Raw genomic sequence first — 20,222 nt, 5'->3', positions numbered from 1 at the left:
TCAGGGGTACCTCGCCAGCACACCCATCACCTGACTTTGCCGCCACCCCAGATCGATAGTTAACAAATGGCTATCGACCAGTACCAATCCTGTACTGTCGAGCAAGCTATGCAGCGCCTGCTGAGTAAAGAAATTGACATGTTCATGCCAATGACGTTTCAGCCCGGCCAATTCAAGACTACCGGGATTTTCACGCATCAGTGCTTCATGCGGTACTTCCAAGTACACCAGCGTCTGTTCATGCAAAGCCGGAAGAATCTGCTTGATCAAATCCAATGGAAATGGCACATGCTCTAGTACTTGGCTACAAACAATCAGGTCATAGCGTTGTGCTGCAAGTTGCGAAGTATTCACACGTTCGACACCGGGCATGAGTTCCACGGCGGAAATATCGTGCACATGCAGTTTGCCGCCCTGGTAGAGAAACGGGGTGTTCAATCCGCTGCCACCGCCCCAGTCGAGCACAACTGGACGCGGCGGCAAGTGCGGAGCCAGCCATGACTCGACATCGCGAATGTATGCCTCGCGCTGCTGATAATGGTCAGCAATTGCGGCGTAACCCGGTTCGTAATGATTACGTTGGCGGGTATAAATCTCATCACGATAGCCATGGTAAAGCGCCGCCATTTGTTCCTCGGTAAAGCGATAGTCGAGGAACAACACACCACAATGCTGGCACTGCAGCGAACTGCACAGGGTATAAGCCATGCCAGGTAGCAAATCGCGCAACCCCCACTCCTCGGTAATTTCCACCGGCTCGTGGCCGAAAACACGGTGAGCGATGAAGGGCATTAGAACCGCAGGTGAACGCCGTAACTGATCGCTACCGCAGCAGATGCAATGCCGGGCGATCAGTTCACGGCTCACCATGTGCTACGCCCTCCGTCCATCACGAGGTTGGCGCCGTTCATGTAGGTGGAGGCATCCGAGCACAGGAAGGCGATGGCGCCCCGGTACTCGTCAGCCGCTGCCATACGGCCCAGCGGGATCAGTTGCGTGAGCTTGCTGACGAACACATCGTTCTGCCCGGCGTAGACACCGCCAGGCGAGAGCGCATTGCAACGCACACCCTGCTCGCACCAGTAGGTGGCGAGGTACTTGGTCAGGCCGATCAGGCCATGCTTGACCACTGAGTAAGTCACTGGTTTGACCGGCTGCTGCTCGGCCTCGCGCCCTTCGACCCGGTACAGACGCTGATCTGGCGCGATCACGCCCAAGTCGGAGGCAATATTGACGATCACCCCGCGCCCCTGCCGCGCCATCTGCGCGCCGAAGACCTTGGCGCAGTTGAACGCGCCGCCCAGGCCGACATTGAGGTCGAGCTGCCACTGCTCCCAGGGGAAGTGCTCGAGACGAGAGAAGTCCTTGTCACCGGCGCTCTCCACCTTGGGGTTGCGTGCGGCATTGTTGATCAGGATGTCCACCCGACCATGCTTGGCTAACAGTTGCTGCTTAATGGTTTCAAGTACCTGCAGGTCGGTGATATCGACCACGTAGGTCGGCGCCTGACAGCCGGTTTCCTCGGCCAACCTGGCGGCGTTGGCGGCCAGGGCTTCACCATTGATATCCAGCAGCACCGGGATTCCGCCGAGCCCGGCGATGGTCGCGGCATGCTGATAACCCAGTAGCCCCGCACCACCGGTGATGACGGCCACACGGCCATCCAGACGGAACAGGCTGTCCACGCTAGCCATGCACGTTCACCTCGCTCAGCGCCACTTCCCTGCCCTCTTTCAGCGAGCGCAAGGCCGCCAATGCCAGACGCAGACTCTGCAAGCCGTCGTGCAGGCTGACCTGCGGCGTAGCCGAGCCGTTCACGCAGTCGAGGAAATGCCGCGCCTGGGCCAGGAACATGTCATTGCGCACGAAACCGGGAAAGTCGTTTTCCTCGCTCAGCTCGCCTTCGGCGCCGTAAACGCGCAAGCGGTTGGCCAACAGGTCGATCTCGGCGTAGCCGGCATCACCGACGATCTTGAAGCAGCGCACCGGCGGGCGTTGCAGGTAATCCTGATGCAGCAGGATGGGGAAGCTACCCGTGGCGCCGTCGCAGCGCATCAGTGACGAGGCGGTGTCTTCGACGTCGATCTCCAGATGGCTGAGTTGGCCGCCATGGGTGACGATGCTGCGTGGCAGGCCGAAGAACCAGTAGATTAGATCCATCTCGTGAATCTGCGACAGAATCACCCCGCCGCCCTGATCAGCACGCGCGGCGTACATCTGCCGGTAGTCCTCGTAGCGATGCCAGTTGGGCAGATACTCGCCGATCTCCGAACGCACACTCAGCAGGCGCCCGAAGAAACCGTCGTCAAGCAGAGCCTTGAGGCGCTGCAAACCGGGGTGGAAGCGGAAGTTGTAGCCGACATGGAACGGCAGGCGGCGCTGCTCCACTTCGGCCAGCAACTGATCGATACCGGCAAGATCGCTGGCCAGCGGTTTTTCCATGAACACCGGTACACCAGCACGTACACAGTCCAGTGCCACCGGCACATGCAGCGAGTTTGGGTTGCAGATGAAGGCGGCAGCCGGCTTTTCCGCCAGGGCCTCGGCCAGATCGTGATGCACGACGATGGCATAGTCGCGTTCGAGGTCGGCGCCTTCGTCGACGGTCAGGTTATCGCGCAGCTTGATACGTTGGCCACGCACGCGGTAGGCATGCAGCTGCAGCTCATCACCGAGCAGTTGGCGCAGGTTGCGCAAATGGCGCTGGCCGATGCCACCCAGGCCACAGAACAGAATCTTCACGATGTTTTTCTCTCATTGAGGGCCGTGCCACGCAGCCAGTCGGATGCGAGTGCTGCCATGCAGGCGAGCCAGTTCGGTTCGTCACCGGCCTCGCCACGGGCGACTTGCAGGACGAAGTCGCCACGGTAGCCGTACTGGATCAGTTGCTCGCGCAAGCTGGGAAAATCGGTATCGCCCTGCCCCAACGGTACGGTAGTAGCACCCAGGCGGCGATCCTTGATGTGCACGCTGCCGACGCGCGTGCCATAAGCGGCGAATTCGTCCTCAGGGCGATAGCCCAGCGAGGCGCTGTTGCCGGCATCGTAGTTGACCTTGACCAGGGGATGATCGAGCAGGTCGAGCAGTTTACGGAACGGCTGCGGCGCCAGGTCGGTTTCCAGATGCAGCTCGACGCCATGACGCTCGGCCTGCGGCAGCACCTGGCGCAGGTTGGCCACCACCTGGTCGCGCTCGTTTTCGTCGCGAATGCGCGAGGCGTCGACGAAAGGCAATACAACGCGCCCCACGCCCATTTCCGGGCAGATGCTCAGCAGCCACTGCAGGCGTTCGATCAGCTCGGCGTTCTCGGTCTGGCTGCAGCGCAGCAGCGGACGATCCATGAAATAGTCGGCGCAGATCGACACCACGGCGACACCGTGCTGGCCCAGCAGACCACGCAGCTCCTCACGCCCCTGCGCCGTTTCCAGCGGGTTGGCGCCCTCGCCGAACAGGTCATAGATCCATTCGATGCCGCGCAGGCCGATCTCGGCGGCGCGAGCAATTTCCAGGCGCCAGCCCTGACGCGGGAAGGACTGGAAGCGCCCTTCTTCCGGTGCGCCCAAACGCCCCTGCATGGTGTAGAGACCGGCGTCGGCGTATTGGCTCAGGTAGTCGCTCATCATCACTCGTCCACCAGCGGAATCAGCATGTTGGCGCGCAATTCGTCGCGCTCCAGGAAGGGGAAAAGGTCTTCCAGCGGGCTGGAAACCATGGCGCCGTTCTGGCCGATTTTCGAGGTGATGCGCGGGCCGATAGCCTGATCGGGCTCGACCATCACCTCGCAGAGCACCGGGCCTTCAAGCGCCAGCGCCTCGTCAATGGCCTGACGCAGGTCGGACTTGCCATCGATACGGCATACCGGCAGGCCGAAGGCTGCGGCCAGGCCTGAGATGTCCGGCAGGGTCAGCCCGGAGTCCGGGTCGCAACCGATGGTCTGCTTGAAGTAACCACCTTGCGAGGCGCGGATCGAGGCATAGCCGTTGTTGTTTAGCACGAAGTACTTGACCGGCAGGCGCAGGCGGCGCACCACCTCCAACTCCTGGATGTTCATGACGAAACCGCCGTCGCCATCCACCGAGATGGTACGTCGGCTGCCGCTACCCAGGCAGCCACCGATGGAAGCCGGCAGGCCATAGCCCATCGACCCCAGCCCACCGGTCGCCACAGCGCGCTGGCCACGCTTGAGGCGCACCGACAGCCAGAAGGTGTCCAGCGCGGCGCCGGAACTGCCGGGGATGATCTGGTCGCCCTCGGCCATGGCCTCGGATAGGGTTTCGCTGAACACGTAGGTGTTCACGTAGTCGCTGGGCTGGCGGTACTCGGGCAGCACGACAGGGTAAGCCGCCTTCCAGGCCTGGCAGCGCTCGCGCCAGTTCTGACAGCCCAGCGGTTGCGGTCCGTTGGTAACCAGCAGGCGCTGCATGAACGCGCGCGCATCGCAGATGAAGTGCTCGTCCGGCATGTCGCCCAGCTTGGCGATTTCCGCCGGGTCGATGTCCACCACCACGATCTCGGCCTGGCGCGCGAAGTGGCTGCGATTGAAGCCGGTGATGGAAAAGTCCATGCGACAACCGATGGCCAAGACCAGGTCGGCGTTCTGCACGCTGAAGTTGGCACCACGTTGGGCCACGGTGCCACAACGGCCAACATAGAGCGGATGCTCGTATTCGAGCAGATCGGCGCCGATCCAGGTGGTCAGCGTCGGCAGCCCCAGCGTCTCGATCAGCTCGCGCATGGCTGCCTCGCCACCGGCGGCATGCACGCCGTTACCCACCAGTAGCACGGGGCGCTTAGCCTGACGCAAGCGTTGCACCAGTCTTTGAACAGCAGAGTCGTCGGGAGCCAAAGGCTGCGTATCCACCTCAGGCGTGTAGCCAAAAAGCTGCTCCGGTGCGATCTCGGTGGCCTGCACATCCAGCGGTACATCCAGCCACACCGGGCCTTTGCGACCGCTGAGCATCAGGTGCAGCGCCTTCTCCAACTCATAGCGCACGCGCAGCGGATCAAGCAGGGATACCGCGTATTTGGTCAGAGGCGTGACCACGCTGACGATATCCAGCTCCTGAGTACCGAGTTGGCGTAGGCCGCTATCGCCCTTGAGGTCGGCACGCTTGACCTGTCCGGAGACGAACAGCGCCGGAGTCGACTCGAACCAGGCACCGGCCAGGCCGGTGATGGCATTGGTTGCGCCCGGCCCGGAGGTCACCAGGCAGGCACCGAATTTACCACTGGTGCGCGCGTAGCCTTCGGCGGCAATCGCCGCACCCTGCTCATGAAGCATGCTCACGGCAATCAGTCGCGGTTGACGAAACAAGGCGTTGTTGAGGTGCATGGCCCCGCCACCCGGCAGGAAGAAAACATGGCCGACGCCCTGGTTGGCAATGAAATCGAAGATGTAATCGGCGACACGCATAGGGATCACTCGGCAAAAGAATGCTGGGGAAGTCGGTCATTGGGAACGGCATAGAGCACTAGATCCCACCCCTCGGCTAGATGCGGACCAAGACGGAAGTGGTAGCACGGTTGATAGGCGTGCAGTTGCAGCAGGATCGTCCACAGATGGTTCTGCTCGTGATAGACGCACACCGCAATCAGCGGCTGTCGCTCAATGATCAGCTTGCGCCCGCCTTCGAGACACTGCGGCTCGAAACCTTCGATATCGATTTTGATGAAGGTGGGCGGCGCGATACGCTCGCAAAGCGTATCCAGCGTGGTCACCGTGACCCGCTCACTACCACTGCCCACGCGTGCGGCCGGACCGCCCTGGGCCTCGATCAGTACCTCACCGCAAGCATCCCCTACCGCCAGTTGGTGGGCATGAAAACTGCCGCGGCCTTGCAGACGCAGCAGGGTATTGAGCAAAGCCTGATAGTTGCTTGACGAGGGCTCAAACGAATGAATTTCGTGAAAGGGCCGACCACTTTCAAGATAGCCCAACACCGAGTCACCGTTGAAGGCACCGATGTCGTACACCACCTCATCGGCGTATTCGTTACTGAAATAGCGGTCGAAATAGATCGCCTGCGGCGCTGCAGGTGGCAGCAGGTTGTAGTCGAGAAACAGTCGCCATTCGATGTGGTCAACGAACAGGCGTCGCGATTCATCGTCCCCCAGCAAGCCGAAGGCCGTGCGGATGCGCTTGGCATCAGCCAGCACCTTCTCTGGCAAATCCAGGGAATAATGCGGCAGAAAGCTCTGCGGATAACGCCAGGCCAGATGACCGAACAGAGCGATTCGCTCGAAACCCAGAGCCTGCAGCGGGCCCAGGCGGTCGATCATGCGGTCGGTCGCTTCGCCGCACCAGATGGTCGCGATCACGCCCGGCAGCGGCCCCTGCCATTGCTGGGCCAGCGTAGCGGGTGCTAACACCGGCACCCGCTCGATCTGCGTGCCCCACAACGCGGGGTTGTTGTCGATGAAGGCCTCTGGCTTGACACCCATAGCCTGCAGCACGGCCAATGCCTTGCGCCCCAGGTTGCCGGCACCGAACAGGATGAATGGCTGATCCAGCCCACCGAGCAAACAATCTAGGGTTTGCTCCTGTCGCCTGCGCACCGCGTCGAGCGGCTCGGCGAGCAGTCGCTCCAGGCGCTGCGTGAGGGTTTCGCTATGCATGGCTGCTGCCTCGCAGTGATTGCAGGTAACGCAAAGCCGACCAGAACCCTGCGCCATGATCCTTGTGCCCCTGCCAAACCTCGGGGATGAAGCTGACCTGTGGATGCTGGCGAATCTGCGCCCAAGTGGCCGGCCAGTCGATGTCGCCGGTACCCATCAGCACGCCTTCACCGTTGGTGCCTTTGGCATCGGCCACGTGCAGGTGCGCAGAATGCGGCAGCAGCAGAGCCAGCGCTTGCTGAAAATCGAGACCGAAGTGGAAGCAGGTCATTTGCAGGTGCGACAGATCCAGGCATAGGCGCAGACCGTGCTCACGCGCTTGGGCGGCCAGTTCCTCGGGCATCATGAAGATGTTCTGGTGACGCTGACCGCCGAAGTGCCAGGGGAACGGCGCCATGTTCTGCGGGATCAGTTCGGTTCCGGCGAAATCCACCTGGCGGCAGGCTCCGTGGAAGCGCTCGTAGAGTTCAGGGCGCATGGCCAGCGGACGCGGCTCGTCGGCGGAAAAGCCACCGATGTTGGCCACGATCAAACGCGCATCGGCGTTGGGGAAGAACTCACCAATCTGCAGGGTCGCGTCCACCACACGCTGCAGGTTATCGATCGAGCGCTGGCGATAGATCGGATCATCCGAGGCCAGATCCAGTAACTCGCTGTTCTCGAACAGCTCCGGCGCATGCACCACCAGGCGCGAACAGTCGACCTCGGCGAGAAACGTCTGTGGTTTGAGGCTGAGGTCACGGTAGGACAGGTGGAACTCGAACAGATCCGGGTTGATCCGCCGACGGTAATCTAGGAAGTCGTGATAGCGCACCGGCACGCCCCAGCGAATAGGCAGCTCGAACGCCAGACGCTGCTCCTGGGCCTGCTCGCTCAGGTCGCTGTCGAAGAGAAAATCGCCCAGGGCGATATCGCGCCCAGCCGGTTTGCCCAGCAGCTCCGGCAAGCGATACGGCGGCAAGCCCTGGCCAGGGCTGGCGATGCGCAGCATCGACGCCTCCATGACGGTGCCACGGGCGATGTCACAGGCGGCAATCACGCTCTTGCCGAGGTTTTCGCGGTTGAGCAGCTCGCCCTGGCTGGCATGGCGACCTGGGCCCTGCCAGGGCAATGCCAGCTCCAGTTGGCGGATGCCGTCGACCAGTTGGCGGAACTCGCCCGGCTCCAGACTGGCCAGGTGATCCGGCCCCTCCATGCCCCGATCCAGGGTGATGTGGCGCTCCACCAGCTTGGCGCCCAGCGCCACGGCGCCGAGGGTGATGGCGATACCACGCTCATGCCCGGAGTAGCCGATCAAGCCATGTAGCTCCTGCAAGCGCCGCAGATAGCCAAGCTGGATATCCGACTCGGGCGCCGGATAGGCGCTGTTGCAATGCAGCAAAGCGAACGGCGTGCCGAGCGCCTTGAGCTGCTCGATGGCGCGCACGATCTCGTGCTCGAAGGACATGCCAGTGGAGAGGATCAGCGGCTTGCCCAGGCTGGCGGCCTTGGCGATCAGATAGGGGTTGCACAGATCCGCCGAAGCGATCTTCAACGCCGCCACGTCAAAGCTGGCCAGTGCATCGACACTGGGCTCGTCCCACGGCGTGCACAGGTAGGTGATGCCCTTCTGCGTGCAATAGGCGCGTACCTCGCGGTGCTCGTCGAGGCTGAGTTCCACCTTGTCCAGCAAGTCCTGAATGTACTCGACGCCCAGATCCTCGGCGCGCGAGCCATCGGCCTTGCGGCGGTACAGAGCGTCTCGGTTGCGCAGTTGAAACTTGACGCAATCGGCACCGGCCTCGATAGCCGCGTCTACCAGTTGCCGCGCCAGCGCCAGCGAGCCGTTGTGATTGTTGCCGACTTCGGCGATGACGTAGACGCGCTCGCCGCCAAGCGCGAAGCCGTCAATGTGAAATTGGGTCATTGGATTTTCGTTCGCCATGAGGTCACGCCGCTCGATTCGAAGCGGAAGTTCTGGGTCTGACAGCCCAGCGCGCCGACGGCGTTGATCACACGCTGGCGGTGCTGGGGCTGGACGTAGAACAGGAAAAAACCGCCGCCGCCAGCGCCCAGCAGCTTGCCGCCGCAGGCCCCAGCAGCCAGGGCGGCTGCATAGATGTCGTCGAGTCGGCCATCGCTGATGGCCGAGGAAAAACGCTTCTTCAACTGCCAGGCTTCATCCAGGCAGGTGCCGAACGCCTTGAGCTCGCCCCGGATAAGAAAGTGGTGCATGCGCCGGCACAGGGTGACGCTGGCGCTGAGCAGTTCGGTTTGCGACAGCTCGGCCTCGATTTCCTCGCGCTGCAGTTCGTGCAGGCGCCCGGAGTCATGGGAGATACCGGTGTCGCACAGCACCAAGCAGGACTCCAGCTCATTGCGGATGGCGTCTTCCAGACGAATCGGGTGCACGAGATTGCGCTGATTTTCGAACTCGATCAGGTTGAAACCGCCGAACGCCGAGGCGTACTGATCCTGCCAGCCACCGGCGATACCGAAACACAGGCGCTCGGCCTGGAATGCAAGCTCGGCGATTTCGTAAGTGTTCCAGCGATCCTGACGCAGCTCGTTGAACACGGCGATGGTCGCGGTGGTGGCCGCCGATGAGCCGCCCAGGCCAGAGCCAACGGGGAAGTCCGAACGCAGGTAGAGATCGAAGCCATACTTGGGCTTGATCACCGCGACGATGGTGGCCAGCAGGCTCTTCTCCGGCGCGGCCAGCAACTCGGCCAGGGAGCTGTAATGCTCTTCGCGTTTCAGGTCTTCAGCGAAGATGCTGATGCACCCATCGTCACGTGGGATCAACGTGGCATGGGCATACAGCCCCACGGTGCAACTGAGCACCGCCGCGGAGTGGTCGATGAAGAAATAGGTGAGATCGGCACCGCCGCCGCAGAAGCTCATCCGCACCGGTGCGCGAGCACGCGCCAGGACAGGCACCTCGGCGCTGGCGGCCATCTGCCGGGTGTACACCTCAACCAGGCGGCCTTGCTCGTCCAAACCCGGCAAGGCAATGTAGCCCAGGTCGAATGCCTTGAGCAGATCCTCACGCGGCACGCCAACCTGCACCGAGCGAAACTCCTCGTTCATGCAGGCGGTCACTGGCTCGTCCGTTTTACCGCCTTGCAGCAGATGGCGGCGCACATCTCCGTTGGTCACGACCCCCAGCAATCGCATGTGCTCGTCCACCACGAAGGCAATCTGCAGGGCGCCGGCCTCGATGCATTCGACCGCGTCTAGGATGCTCTGCCGTTCGCGGATGCTGAGGGTTTGTACGAGCACGCTCATGATCGAGATTCCATCCGAAAATCATTGGCATAGCGCTCAAGCGACTCCGGCGTACCGATGTCGATGAAGCGACCGCAATACTCGATGACGCTCACGGTCTCGCGGGCCAGCAAATCGGGCAACAGTTCCTGCTCCATCGAACACGCCCGCACGGTAGCGCTCGCGAAAGTTTCGCAGGTGAAAGCGTAGACGCCTGCATTGATCAAGCCTGGTCCTTCGCGCCCCTTCTCCAGTAGCGCACGCAACCGGCCACACGCATCGACCTCCAGGCTGCCGTAGCGACTGCGGTCATCCACCCGCACAGCCAGCAGCGCACTGCCATGCCCCTGCGTCATCAGCGCGTAACCATCGGCATCGACAAAGGTATCGGCGTTGAGCACCAGATAGCGTCCCTGCGGCGGTTGCTCGCGCAAGGCATTGAGCAGTGCACCGCCCGTCCCCATGGGGCTGGGTTCGACCACCAGCAGCAGGTGCAGTCCGGCGTCCCGCGCCAGATCTGCCAGCTGTTCAGCGACCTGCTCGGCCCGGTAGTGAGCACAGAGTACCGCCTCGCTGACGCCGGCCCGCGCCAACTGGCGCAACACGCGCGCCAGAAAAGGCTCGCCGTGTACCGGCACCAGCGCCTTCTGGGCGTCCGTCACGCTGCGCAAGCGCGTGCCGAAACCGCCACAGAGCACGTAGGCACGCATCAGCGCAGCCTCCGCACATAGGTTTCCAGGCTGCGCGCGGCGTGCTCCAAATGATCCTCGGACAGCCCCGGCCACAGGCCGATCCAGAAGGTGTCACGCATCACCTTGTCGGTCATCGTCAGCTCACCGCACACGCGGTACACCTGGCCCTGCATGTAGGGTTGACGCGTCAGGTTACCGGCGAAGAGTAGGCGCGTACCCACGCGTTGCTCATCCAGATAACGCAACAGCCCGACCCGCTCGATACCGCAACCATCGCGCAGGGTCAGCGGGAAGCCGAACCACGAGGGATCACTGCCAGGCGTTGCCTGCGGCAGGATCAACTGGTCGGCGCAGCCGGCCAAGCGTTCGCTGAGCCAGGCAAAATTGCGCTTGCGCGCGGCAATGAAGTCATCCAGGCGATCCATCTGCGCCAGTGCGCAGGCGGCCTGCATGTCAGTGATCTTAAGGTTGTAGCCCAGGTGCGAGTAGGTGTACTTGTGGTCGTAGCCTTCCGGTAAGTCACCCAGTTGCCAGCAAAAGCGCTTGCCACAGGTATTATCCTCGCCGGGCGCGCAATAGCAGTCACGCCCCCAGTCGCGAAACGACTCGACGATGCGCTTTAGCAACGGCGAGTCAGTGAAAACCGCCCCCCCCTCGCCCATGGTGATGTGATGCGCGGGGTAGAAGCTGAGCGTACCCAGATCGCCAAAGCTACCCACCTGGCGACCTTCGTAGGTCGAACCGAGGGCATCGCAGCAATCTTCGATCAGCCACAGGCCATAACGATCACACAGCTCGCGGATGACCTTGAGGTTGAACGGGTTGCCCAGCGTGTGGGCAAGCATGATCGCCTTGGTACGCGGGCCGATGGCGGCTTCGATCAAAGCCGGATCGATGTTGTAAGTGCCCAGTTCGATATCGACGAACACCGGCACCGCGCCGAACTGCAAGATCGGGTTGACCGTAGTGGGAAAGCCTGCTGCCACACCAATCACTTCATCGCCCTTGCGAATCGCTCGCTCGCCCAGACGCGGCGAGGTCAACGCGGAGAACGCCAGTAAATTGGCCGAGGAGCCGGAGTTGGTGGTCAGTACGCAGCGGCGCCCGAGATACCGGGCCAGACGCTTTTCGAAAGCCTCGTTGAAACGCCCGGTGGTCAGCCAGCCGTCGAGCACGGCCTCGGTCATGTTTTTCAGCTCGCCAGCACCGATCACTTTGCCCGATGGCGGCACGGCATCGCGGCCAGCTTCGAAGGCAGCAGGTGCCAGTTGCAGCTCGGCATAACGCTCCACCAGCTCGGTTATCTGCTGACGTAGCGCTTGCGCCGTCTGTTCACTCATGGATTTCGCCTTGATAGGCCGCAATCTGGGCGCGGCTGAATGTCTGCATGTCCTCGCCGGTCTGCCAGGCCTGGTGCCAGTCGAGGGTTCGTTCGATGGCCTGCTGCAAAGTCCAGCGTGGCCGCCAGCCCAGACGAGTACGCGCCTGACTGGAGTCCAGCGCAAGCAAGCCTGCTTCGTGTGGTTGCTCAGCCGCTTCAACCGTCCAGGACGCCTGGCCTGGCCAGTGCTGGGCCAGTCGCTCGACCAGTTCGCCGACACTGACCAGCCCCTCGTTGTCGGGGCCGAAGTTCCATGCCGAGGTCACCGCCTCGCCCTGCTCGACCAGCGCCTGCGCCAGGCACAGATAGCCATGCAGCGGTTCGAGTACGTGCTGCCAGGGGCGCACGGCTTGCGGGTAACGCAGCGTCAGTGACCGCCCGGCCTGCCAGGCACGCAAAATGTCGGGCAACAAGCGATCTGCCGACCAGTCGCCACCGCCGATCACATTGCCGGCCCGCGCCGTGGCCAGTGCGATACCGGACTCACGCAGGAACGACTCGCGCCAAGACGCGCACAGCAACTCCACGCAGGCTTTGCTGCTGCTATAGGGATCGTGCCCGCCAAGGTTGTCACTTTCGCGGTACGGCCAGAGCCATTCTCGATTCTCGTAGCACTTGTCGCTGGTCACTACCAGTACAGCGCGCACGCTGTCGCAGCAACGAACCGCTTCCAGCAGGTTGACCGTACCCATAACGTTGGTGGCGTAGGTTTCGGCTGGTGCGCGGTAGGACTCACGCACCAGTGCTTGAGCCGCCAGGTGCAGGACGATTTCCGGGCGAAAAGCCGCAACGACCTCGGCAACGCGCTGAGCGTCACGGATATCGGCCAGGGTGCCGGGCACACGCCGCGCCAGACCGGCGACTTGCCAGAGCGATGGCTCAGCAGGTGCCGGCAGGGCGTAACCACAGACCTCGGCGCCCAGTTCCTGCAGCCACAGCGCCAGCCAGCCACCCTTGAAGCCGGTATGCCCGGTCAACAGGACTCGGCGACCGGCCCAGAACGCCGCATTCACGGCCATACACGCCACTCCGCCTGACCGCTCTTCCAGCGTTCTTCGAGCAATACGCGATCACGCAGCGTATCCATCGGCTGCCAGAAGCCACGATGCAGATGGCTCATGAGCTGACCCTGCTCGGCCAATTGGCGCATCGGCTCATATTCCCAGGTGGTTTCATCACCTTCGATGTAATTGAACACGCCTGGTTCGAGAACGAAGAAACCGCCATTGATCCAGCCGCCATCGCCCTGAGGCTTCTCCTGAAAGCCCTGCACCCGCTGCCCGTGCACATCAAGCGCGCCATAACGCCCGGGCGGCTGCACGGCCGTCACAGTGGCCAGCTTGCCGTGGCCACGGTGGAAATCGATCAGTTGCGGAATGTCGATGCCGGCGACGCCGTCGCCGTAGGTCAGGCAGAAAGTCTCGTCGCCCAGGTACTCGCGTACACGCTTGAGGCGGCCACCGGTAGCGGTGCTCTCGCCCGTATCGACCAGGGTCACACGCCACGGCTCGGCATGGCGGTTGTGAATGTGCATCTGGTTTTCTGCCATGTCGAAGGTCACGTCCGACATATGCAGGAAGTAGTTGGCGAAATACTCCTTGATCACATAGCCCTTGTAGCCCAGGCAGATCACGAAGTCGTTGATGCCGTAATGGGAGTAGATCTTCATGATGTGCCAGATGATCGGCTTGCCACCTATCTCGATCATCGGCTTGGGCCGCAGGTGAGACTCTTCGCTGATACGCGTACCCAACCCACCGGCCAGAATGACTGTTTTCATAGATTCGCCCAGGTCGTCCGTACTGACCGACAATTCGTTGACCTTATCCCACTCTTACGAACCGCAAGAGCAAAATGCATGCCGCACCGCCAGACGAGACCGGCACACGTATGAAGAGACGGAAAACGAGCGACGAATCTCGGCAGGCTTCCCGCCCGGGGTCGCGAGCGTAACAGCCTTGAGGAGAAAGCGGCTAGCTAACGCAACTGATTGAACAGATTAAGCCCGGCAATCTTCACATAGCTCTGCTGCGCCGCCTCGAGCACGATGGTCTGAAACGACAGGCGCGACAACGCCTCGGCGTAGTCGAGTTCGCGCAGCTCGGCCTGTACCGACTTGTTCACCAGTGTCACATCCTCGTTGTCGACGCTGGTGGTGTCGATCAGGTTGAGGCGCGCGCCGATTTCGGTCTGCACTTCCAGTACGTTGCCCATGCCGTTGTCGAGGTTCTTCAGGGCGATGGCGACTTCATCGCGAACAGCCAGGTTGCCGGCCGGCGAAGTCGGTGAAGACTCCAGAGCCTGACGCAGACGGGAGATAGTGTTGAGGATGCTGCGCTGCTCCTGGAACTGCGGCTGCACACCGAACTCGTCGCCACCTGCGGCAGCGGCGGGACCGGAGATGCTGAACTCAGCCCCGTATACAGCGAAGGTGGCAGGATACGGAGCGGTAACGGTTCCGGTGGTCAACACCGGGCTATTGGGGCCGACCGGCTGGGCATAGACCTCGTAGTTGGTGTCATCGGTGAAACGCAGCACCACTCCGGACGTGGGGAACTGACTGTCGAACACGGCCTGGTTGACGATGTTGCCGCCAGCCACCACGGCTGCCGAACCGTTGGTAGAGGCGCGTGTCACCGCGAACTCGGTGGGCGCCGACTGCAGGGTAAAGCTGTGCGTACCGATGCCTGGCGTGCCAGCGGTGGCAGGCGGCTGAATATCGGCCAGCAGGTTATCGAGATCCAGCTCGTTGTCGCCCTCTTTCAACACCACATCGAGCTGAAAACGCATACCACGGAAATTGATGACGTTGCCGCCGTTGACCAGCGGATCAATCTTGCCGCCCCCCGGAATCTCGGAGGTGACGTCCGCACCACTGGCATCGTAGATACGGAACTCGGTACCACTGACGAAGGCCAGCGAATAGGGCTCGCCATTACGGAAATCGGAATTGAAGGCGCGCTCGTCCTCGACCAGCCCCGGCGAGATGAAGACGCGTTGGTCGGCAGCCGGCACCGCAGGAATGGTGGTTGCCGGCAAGGGAGGAGATGGCAATGCCGGGTTATTGACTCCGTTGCCGTTAGCCACACGGTTGGCATTGGTGACGTCTTCGAACAGGCGTTTGCCGTTGTCGTTGATCGCCACGCTGGTGGAGCTGGCCACCTGCAGGCTGCGCTGCCCCTCGTCACCGAAGTAGGAGTAGGTCCCGTCCGGGTTACGCACGAAGGGTTCGTTCTTGCCCAGAAAGCCGGAGAACAGATACTCGCCGCGGGCGTTGCGACTGTTCATCAGGTTGAGCAACTCGGCCTCGCGTTCGGATAGTTCCTTGGCGATGGAGTTACGGTCTTCCGCCGATAGCGAACCACCGCCTGCGCGCACTGCCAGCTCGCGCACGCGCTGCAGTACGGTATTGGCCGAGTTGAGCGTGGTCTCTTCCTGGGTCAGGCTGTTCTTGGCGGCGGTGAGGTTGTCGCTGTACTGCTTGAGCACCGCCTGCTGCTGCTCGAGTTGCAGCAGACGTACCGATGCCACCGGGTCGTCTGCCGGAGTGAGAATGCGGTTGCCGCTGCTGATCTGCTCCTGGGTGCGAATCAGATTCGAATAGTTGCGCCCCAGGCCGGAAACGCCGTTGTTGAATGCCTGGATGGATGAGATGCGCATGACCATGGGGCTTGCCTCTTGCAACGCCTGTCATCAGCACAGGCCGCACACTCCCGAACGCGGGAAGGTGACTATCAGAATGTATTGATCAGAGTATCGAACAGGTTACGCGCAACTTGAATGATCTGCGCGGATGCCTGGTAGTACTGTTCGAACTGGATCAGTTTGGCCGCTTCTTCATCGAGGTTGACCCCAGACACCGAGTCACGATTATCGGTGGCCTGCTTGAGAATCGCGCCCGTCGCTTCACCGTCCACGCGCGCCTGACTGGTCAGCGTACCGACTCGCTCGACGAGGTCACCGTAGGAGTCGGAAAAGCTGGAACCGGTGGTTGTGGGCGCTGCCGGATTGATGCCAATCACCGACTTGTTCTGCAGGTTGACCAGGTTCAACGCGTTACGGTTGTCCGACACGCCATTGGTGTTGAACGACACAGAGAAATTGTCGCCACCCGAGGGGCGACCGCTGATGGTCACCTGGTAGTCGAACGCAGTAGGAATCCCAGGCGGGTTGGCCGGTACGCTGATGGTCAGCGCGTTGTCCTGCCCGGGGACGATGCTGCCGGTGTCGATCACGTTGCCGTTGATGTCGACCACGTCGTAGCTCTGGGTCGCTCCACCGCCAGCCCCCATCACGATGCGCAGTGGTGGCGCATTACGCAGGCTGGTTTCCAGATCTGCCTGGGCAGCCGGGTCGTAGATATCGATTTCGGTCAGCAGTTTCGGCTGAGTGATCTTGCCGGTACCGATATTGGCCGGGCTGGTTTCGGCCTTGAGCGGCGCAGCGAAGGCCAGCTCCTCGGCGTTTTTCATGTCCGCACGGACATCACGACCGGCGTTGCGGGTCGGCATTACCTGAAAGCGGTCGCCTGCGGCAAAGGTGCCGCTGGCCACGCCCAGGGAAAAGCCGTCTATCTCAGGTGCCGGCACGGTGGTGATATCGAAGGTTGCCGGCGTGGTCGGGAACTGCGTGCCATCGGACAGGCGCCGCACCACGTACTCGGTGGCACTGGTGAATTGCACCTCGTAGTCGCTGGTGGTCAGCTGCGTGGTGTCCGTGATGGTGACGTTGAGGTTGGCGTTAGGATCGCTGTTGCCCACACGTGCCAGGCTACGCTGGCTGAGCAGTGCGGGATCATTGATCGAACGGAACAGCTCGTTGCCGAACTGACCATTGAGATCCAGCCCCTGCCCCAGCTGTCGGTTGATCTGATCGGAGATCGACAGCGCCAGACGCCCCACCGAATTGAGTGAAGTGTCCAGTACGTCCTCGCGGTAACGTAGCAGCCCCCCCATCTCGCCACCGGTGATCAACGAAGTGACGTTCTGCCGGGAGTTGCCACTGACGAACTGAATCTCGTGGCGCAGCGGATCAGCCTGCCCCGGCACCACCTCGATTCGAGAGGCCTGACTGCCTACAACCAGAGGCTGGCCGGAACCGATGAACAGGTTGTAGCTGTTGTCGTCCTGCGGAACGACGGTCACACCGACGAACTCGGACAGCTTGCGCACCGCTTCTTCACGGGCATCGAGCAGGTCATTCGGTGCCTGACCATTGGACGCCGCGATGGCAATTGCGTCGTTGTAACCAGCAATCGAAGTGGCCAGCTGGTTGACCTGATCGGTAACCGCCGACAACTGCTTGTTGATGAAGGCATTCTGCTCGTACAGACGGTCGTAGACCGTGTTGAAGCGCTTGGCCAGACCTTCGGCTTCAGACAGGGCCAACTGCCGTGCCGGTACGTTCGCCGGGTCCTCCGCCGCGGTCTGCAGCGCGGAGAACAGCTTCTGCAAGCCCGGGGTAATCCCCGTGGTGCTGCCCGCCAGCAACGAATCGAGCTGATTGATCTGACTCAGATAAGCCTTGGTGTCGCTGTTCAGGGCCGTGCTGCTACGCACCTGGGTAGTCAGGAATTCGTTATAGATGCGCCGCACGTCCACCAGCGTGGTGCCCGAGCCGATGTAACCGGCGCCGCTAAATTGCGGCGTGCGCGTGGCCTGCACCGAATCCTGACGGGAGAAGCCAGGTGTATTGACGTTGACGATGTTGTGACCGGTAACAGCCAGCGAGGTCTTGTTGGCGGCAAGACCGGAGAGGCCGATATTGAGTAGGTCAGCCATGGTTCAACCTCAAGTCCTTGTGGTGGCGCTATCGGCAGCGGCGATTGCCTGATAGGTCTGCATCTTGCGGGCGATCTGCGAGATCTTGCGCGCATAGTTCGGGTCGGTGGCGTAACCGGCCTGCTGCAGCTCCTTGACGAAACGCTCCGGGTTCTCGGTGACGTTCAGCGTCTTCTCATAGCGACCGTTGTTCTGCAGGAAGCTGACGTAGTCGTCAAAGCTTTGCGCATAGGAGTCGTAGGCGCGGAAGTTGGCCGCCTCCCTCACCGCCTTACCGCCCTTGTATTCAGTGGTCAGCACGCGAGCCGACTCGCCATCCCACGTGTTGTGGGACTTGATGCCGAACAGGTTGTGGCTGCTCTGGCCATCGCCAGTGCGAATGATCGACTTGCCCCAGCCGGTTTCCAGCGCGGCCTGCGCCACCAGATAACGCGGGTCAACGCCGATCTTCTCGGCTGCAGCCTCCGCCATTGGCAGCATGGTGGCGACGAATTCCTGCGGCGAGCTGAACGCCGCCTTGCCCGGCGCCAGCGGCGGCTGGGCGATGCGCCGGCCGGTCAAGGCATCGCTGTTGGCCAAGCTCAGACCTGGCGCCTTGGGTGCAGCACTGGCCTGAGCCGGAATCCAGTCATTACCTGCCAGTGCCTTGCCCTCGCCTTCCCCCGCCGACGGCACGATGCCGGCCAACAGGCGATCGGCCAGCTTGCCCGGCACCGCCAGGCGGCGACGGTTGAGCAGTGCCACGTCATCACGGAAACCTTCGCTGTTGGCGACCTTGTCGGCTTTCGCCTCACCTGTCGCGGCAACCGGCTGTTCGATCTGCGCGAAGGGATTGGGACGACTGGACGGATGCTTGATCTTCGACATCTGCCGCACCAGCACATCGGCCAGACCAATGCCGCGCCCTTCCTTGGAGAGCGTTACGGCCAACTGCTGATCATGCATGTCCTGATAGGTCTTGCTCTCGTTGCTGTTCATGAAGTTGCCCTCGCCGAACGCGGCGTTGGCCGAGCGCATGGCCTTGAGCATTTCGTTCATGAACAGCGACTCGAACTCCTGAGCCACCTTGCGGATGTTCTGCTCGGTATCACCGCCCACCTTGAACTGGTTGAGGCGGTTCAGGTCGGTGAAAGCACCGCTATCGACCGGGCTTTTGCCACCGGCCAGCAGGCCGGCTGAGAGTCGGGAATCCATATCGGCGATCCTCCTCAGATCACGATCAGGTCAGCCTGAAGAGCGCCGGCTTGCTTGAGCGCCTCCAGGATGGCCATCAGGTCGGAAGGCGCCGCGCCCACCTGGTTAACCGCGCGGACGATCTCGTCGAGACTGGTGCCCGGGCCGAACTTGAACATCGGCTTGGCTTCTTGCTCGGCGCCCACGCGCGAACGGGGTACCACTGCAGTCTGCCCGCCGGACAGGGCGTCGGGCTGGCTGACGATAGGGTCTTCGGTAATGGTCACGGTCAGGCTGCCGTGGGTGACGGCGGCCGGCTGGACCTTGACGTCCTGGCCGATCACGATCGTGCCGGTGCGCGAGTTGATGATGACCTTGGCCACTGCCTTGCCGGCTTCGACCTGAAGATTCTCGAGGATCGACAGGTAATCGACACGCTGATTGGGATCGAGCGGCGCACTGACGCGAATCGACCCACCATCGATGGCCTGCGCGACGCCTGGGCCGAGCAGGTCGTTGATCTGATCGACGATGTTCTTCGCCGTGGTGAAGTCGGGCCGATTGAGGTTGAGGGTCAGGGTGTTGCCCTGATCGAAGCCGCTCGGCACCGGACGCTCCACCGTGGCGCCACCCGGAATACGGCCAGCGGACGGTACGTTGACGGTGATGCGCGAACCATCGGCGCCGCTGGCATCGAAGCCACCGACCACCAGGTTGCCCTGGGCGATGGCGTAGACGTTGCCGTCGATGCCCTTGAGCGGCGTCATCAGCAGGCTGCCGCCACGCAGGCTCTTGGCGTTACCAATGGAGGAAATGGTGATGTCGATGGTCTGGCCTGGTTTGGCGAACGCCGGCAGGTCAGCATGCACCGACACCGCTGCGACGTTCTTCAACTGCACGTTGCCGCCTGGCGGCACCTTGATGCCGAACTGGGCCAGCATGTTGTTGAAGGTCTGCACGGTAAATGGCGTCTGGGTGGTCTGGTCGCCACTGCCATTGAGACCGACCACCAGGCCGTAACCGATCAACTGGTTGCTGCGCACACCCTGGATCGACGCCAGATCCTTCAGGCGCTCGGCCTGGGTCGGCAGGCTCAGCAGCATGCACGCGAGCATGGTCGCCAGCAGCAGCCAATCGTTGGCACCGCGATGGCGATAGCCACGATGAGCAACGGCGAACTGCCGACGGCACGCCCCTGCCTGTGCCGACTCGAGACGATCAAATCGCGCGCCTCGCTTGGCGCTCGAGGTGACGGTAAAAGCCTTGCGCGCAGAACCGCCAGCCGTCACTCGCGCATACCAGTGAGACAGACGATTGAACAGCACGTACGGGGAA

General features: G+C 62.1%; 16 protein-coding genes. All 16 read right to left on the bottom strand.

The features are described 5' to 3' along the window. The 16 genes from ACN8M7_RS13880 to ACN8M7_RS13805 all read right to left on the bottom strand — a co-directional run bounded on the left by ACN8M7_RS13880 (position 1) and on the right by ACN8M7_RS13805 (position 20,002). Positions 1-870, bottom strand: a complete 870-nt coding sequence (locus ACN8M7_RS13880; protein WP_061241443.1) for a class I SAM-dependent methyltransferase — start codon at positions 868-870, stop codon at positions 1-3. Further along, the gene (locus ACN8M7_RS13875) at positions 864-1,694 is read right to left on the bottom strand and encodes an SDR family oxidoreductase (RefSeq protein ID WP_490261131.1); all 831 of its coding nucleotides are present in this window, start codon (positions 1,692-1,694) and stop codon (positions 864-866) included. The genes ACN8M7_RS13880 and ACN8M7_RS13875 overlap by 7 nt, the downstream gene beginning before the upstream one ends. Further along, the gene (locus tag ACN8M7_RS13870; RefSeq protein ID WP_490261130.1) at positions 1,687-2,742 is read right to left on the bottom strand and encodes a Gfo/Idh/MocA family protein; all 1,056 of its coding nucleotides are present in this window, start codon (positions 2,740-2,742) and stop codon (positions 1,687-1,689) included. Before ACN8M7_RS13870 ends, ACN8M7_RS13875 begins: the two co-directional genes overlap by 8 nt. Then, the gene (locus ACN8M7_RS13865) at positions 2,739-3,620 is read right to left on the bottom strand and encodes a sugar phosphate isomerase/epimerase family protein (protein WP_490261129.1); all 882 of its coding nucleotides are present in this window, start codon (positions 3,618-3,620) and stop codon (positions 2,739-2,741) included. The genes ACN8M7_RS13870 and ACN8M7_RS13865 overlap by 4 nt, the downstream gene beginning before the upstream one ends. 2 nt (positions 3,621-3,622) lie before the next feature. Continuing rightward, positions 3,623-5,413, bottom strand: coding sequence for a thiamine pyrophosphate-binding protein (locus tag ACN8M7_RS13860; protein ID WP_490261128.1), 1,791 nt, complete (start codon positions 5,411-5,413; stop codon positions 3,623-3,625). 5 nt (positions 5,414-5,418) lie between these two features. After that, a complete protein-coding gene (locus ACN8M7_RS13855; RefSeq protein WP_061241456.1) occupies positions 5,419-6,615 on the bottom strand; it encodes an FkbM family methyltransferase in 1,197 nt (398 codons plus the stop codon). Continuing rightward, positions 6,608-8,521, bottom strand: coding sequence for an N-acetylneuraminate synthase family protein (locus tag ACN8M7_RS13850; protein ID WP_490261127.1), 1,914 nt, complete (start codon positions 8,519-8,521; stop codon positions 6,608-6,610). Before ACN8M7_RS13850 ends, ACN8M7_RS13855 begins: the two co-directional genes overlap by 8 nt. Then, positions 8,518-9,882: a GHMP family kinase ATP-binding protein gene (locus ACN8M7_RS13845; protein WP_061241461.1), complete on the bottom strand. Its 1,365-nt coding sequence runs from the start codon at positions 9,880-9,882 to the stop codon at positions 8,518-8,520. Before ACN8M7_RS13845 ends, ACN8M7_RS13850 begins: the two co-directional genes overlap by 4 nt. Then, positions 9,879-10,571 carry a sugar phosphate nucleotidyltransferase gene (locus ACN8M7_RS13840; RefSeq protein WP_061241464.1) on the bottom strand — a complete coding sequence of 231 codons (693 nt, stop codon included), beginning with the start codon at positions 10,569-10,571 and terminating at the stop codon, positions 9,879-9,881. Before ACN8M7_RS13840 ends, ACN8M7_RS13845 begins: the two co-directional genes overlap by 4 nt. Continuing rightward, positions 10,571-11,893, bottom strand: coding sequence for a lipopolysaccharide biosynthesis protein RfbH (rfbH, locus tag ACN8M7_RS13835; protein ID WP_490261126.1), 1,323 nt, complete (start codon positions 11,891-11,893; stop codon positions 10,571-10,573). Before rfbH ends, ACN8M7_RS13840 begins: the two co-directional genes overlap by 1 nt. Next, on the bottom strand, positions 11,886-12,953 hold the full coding sequence (gene rfbG, locus ACN8M7_RS13830; protein ID WP_490261125.1) for a CDP-glucose 4,6-dehydratase: 1,068 nt from the start codon (positions 12,951-12,953) through the stop codon (positions 11,886-11,888). The genes rfbH and rfbG overlap by 8 nt, the downstream gene beginning before the upstream one ends. Further along, positions 12,944-13,714 (bottom strand): glucose-1-phosphate cytidylyltransferase, encoded by a 771-nt coding sequence (gene rfbF / locus ACN8M7_RS13825; protein WP_490261124.1) that lies wholly within the window; start codon positions 13,712-13,714, stop codon positions 12,944-12,946. The genes rfbG and rfbF overlap by 10 nt, the downstream gene beginning before the upstream one ends. 197 nt (positions 13,715-13,911) lie before the next feature. Continuing rightward, positions 13,912-15,600, bottom strand: coding sequence for a flagellar hook-associated protein 3 (locus tag ACN8M7_RS13820; RefSeq protein WP_061241476.1), 1,689 nt, complete (start codon positions 15,598-15,600; stop codon positions 13,912-13,914). 68 nt (positions 15,601-15,668) lie between these two features. Further along, a complete protein-coding gene (gene flgK, locus ACN8M7_RS13815; protein ID WP_490261123.1) occupies positions 15,669-17,714 on the bottom strand; it encodes a flagellar hook-associated protein FlgK in 2,046 nt (681 codons plus the stop codon). Positions 17,715-17,723: 9 nt separating this feature from the next. Next, positions 17,724-18,908 (bottom strand): flagellar assembly peptidoglycan hydrolase FlgJ, encoded by a 1,185-nt coding sequence (gene flgJ / locus ACN8M7_RS13810; protein WP_490261122.1) that lies wholly within the window; start codon positions 18,906-18,908, stop codon positions 17,724-17,726. 14 nt (positions 18,909-18,922) lie between these two features. Beyond that, a complete protein-coding gene (locus ACN8M7_RS13805) occupies positions 18,923-20,002 on the bottom strand; it encodes a flagellar basal body P-ring protein FlgI (protein WP_490261169.1) in 1,080 nt (359 codons plus the stop codon). Positions 20,003-20,222: the final 220 nt, after the last annotated feature.

The sequence above is a fragment of the Pseudomonas spartinae genome, from assembly GCF_965197125.1.
GTDB lineage: Bacteria > Pseudomonadota > Gammaproteobacteria > Pseudomonadales > Pseudomonadaceae > Aquipseudomonas > Aquipseudomonas composti_A.
This window is presented reverse-complemented; position numbering and strand designations above follow the sequence as displayed.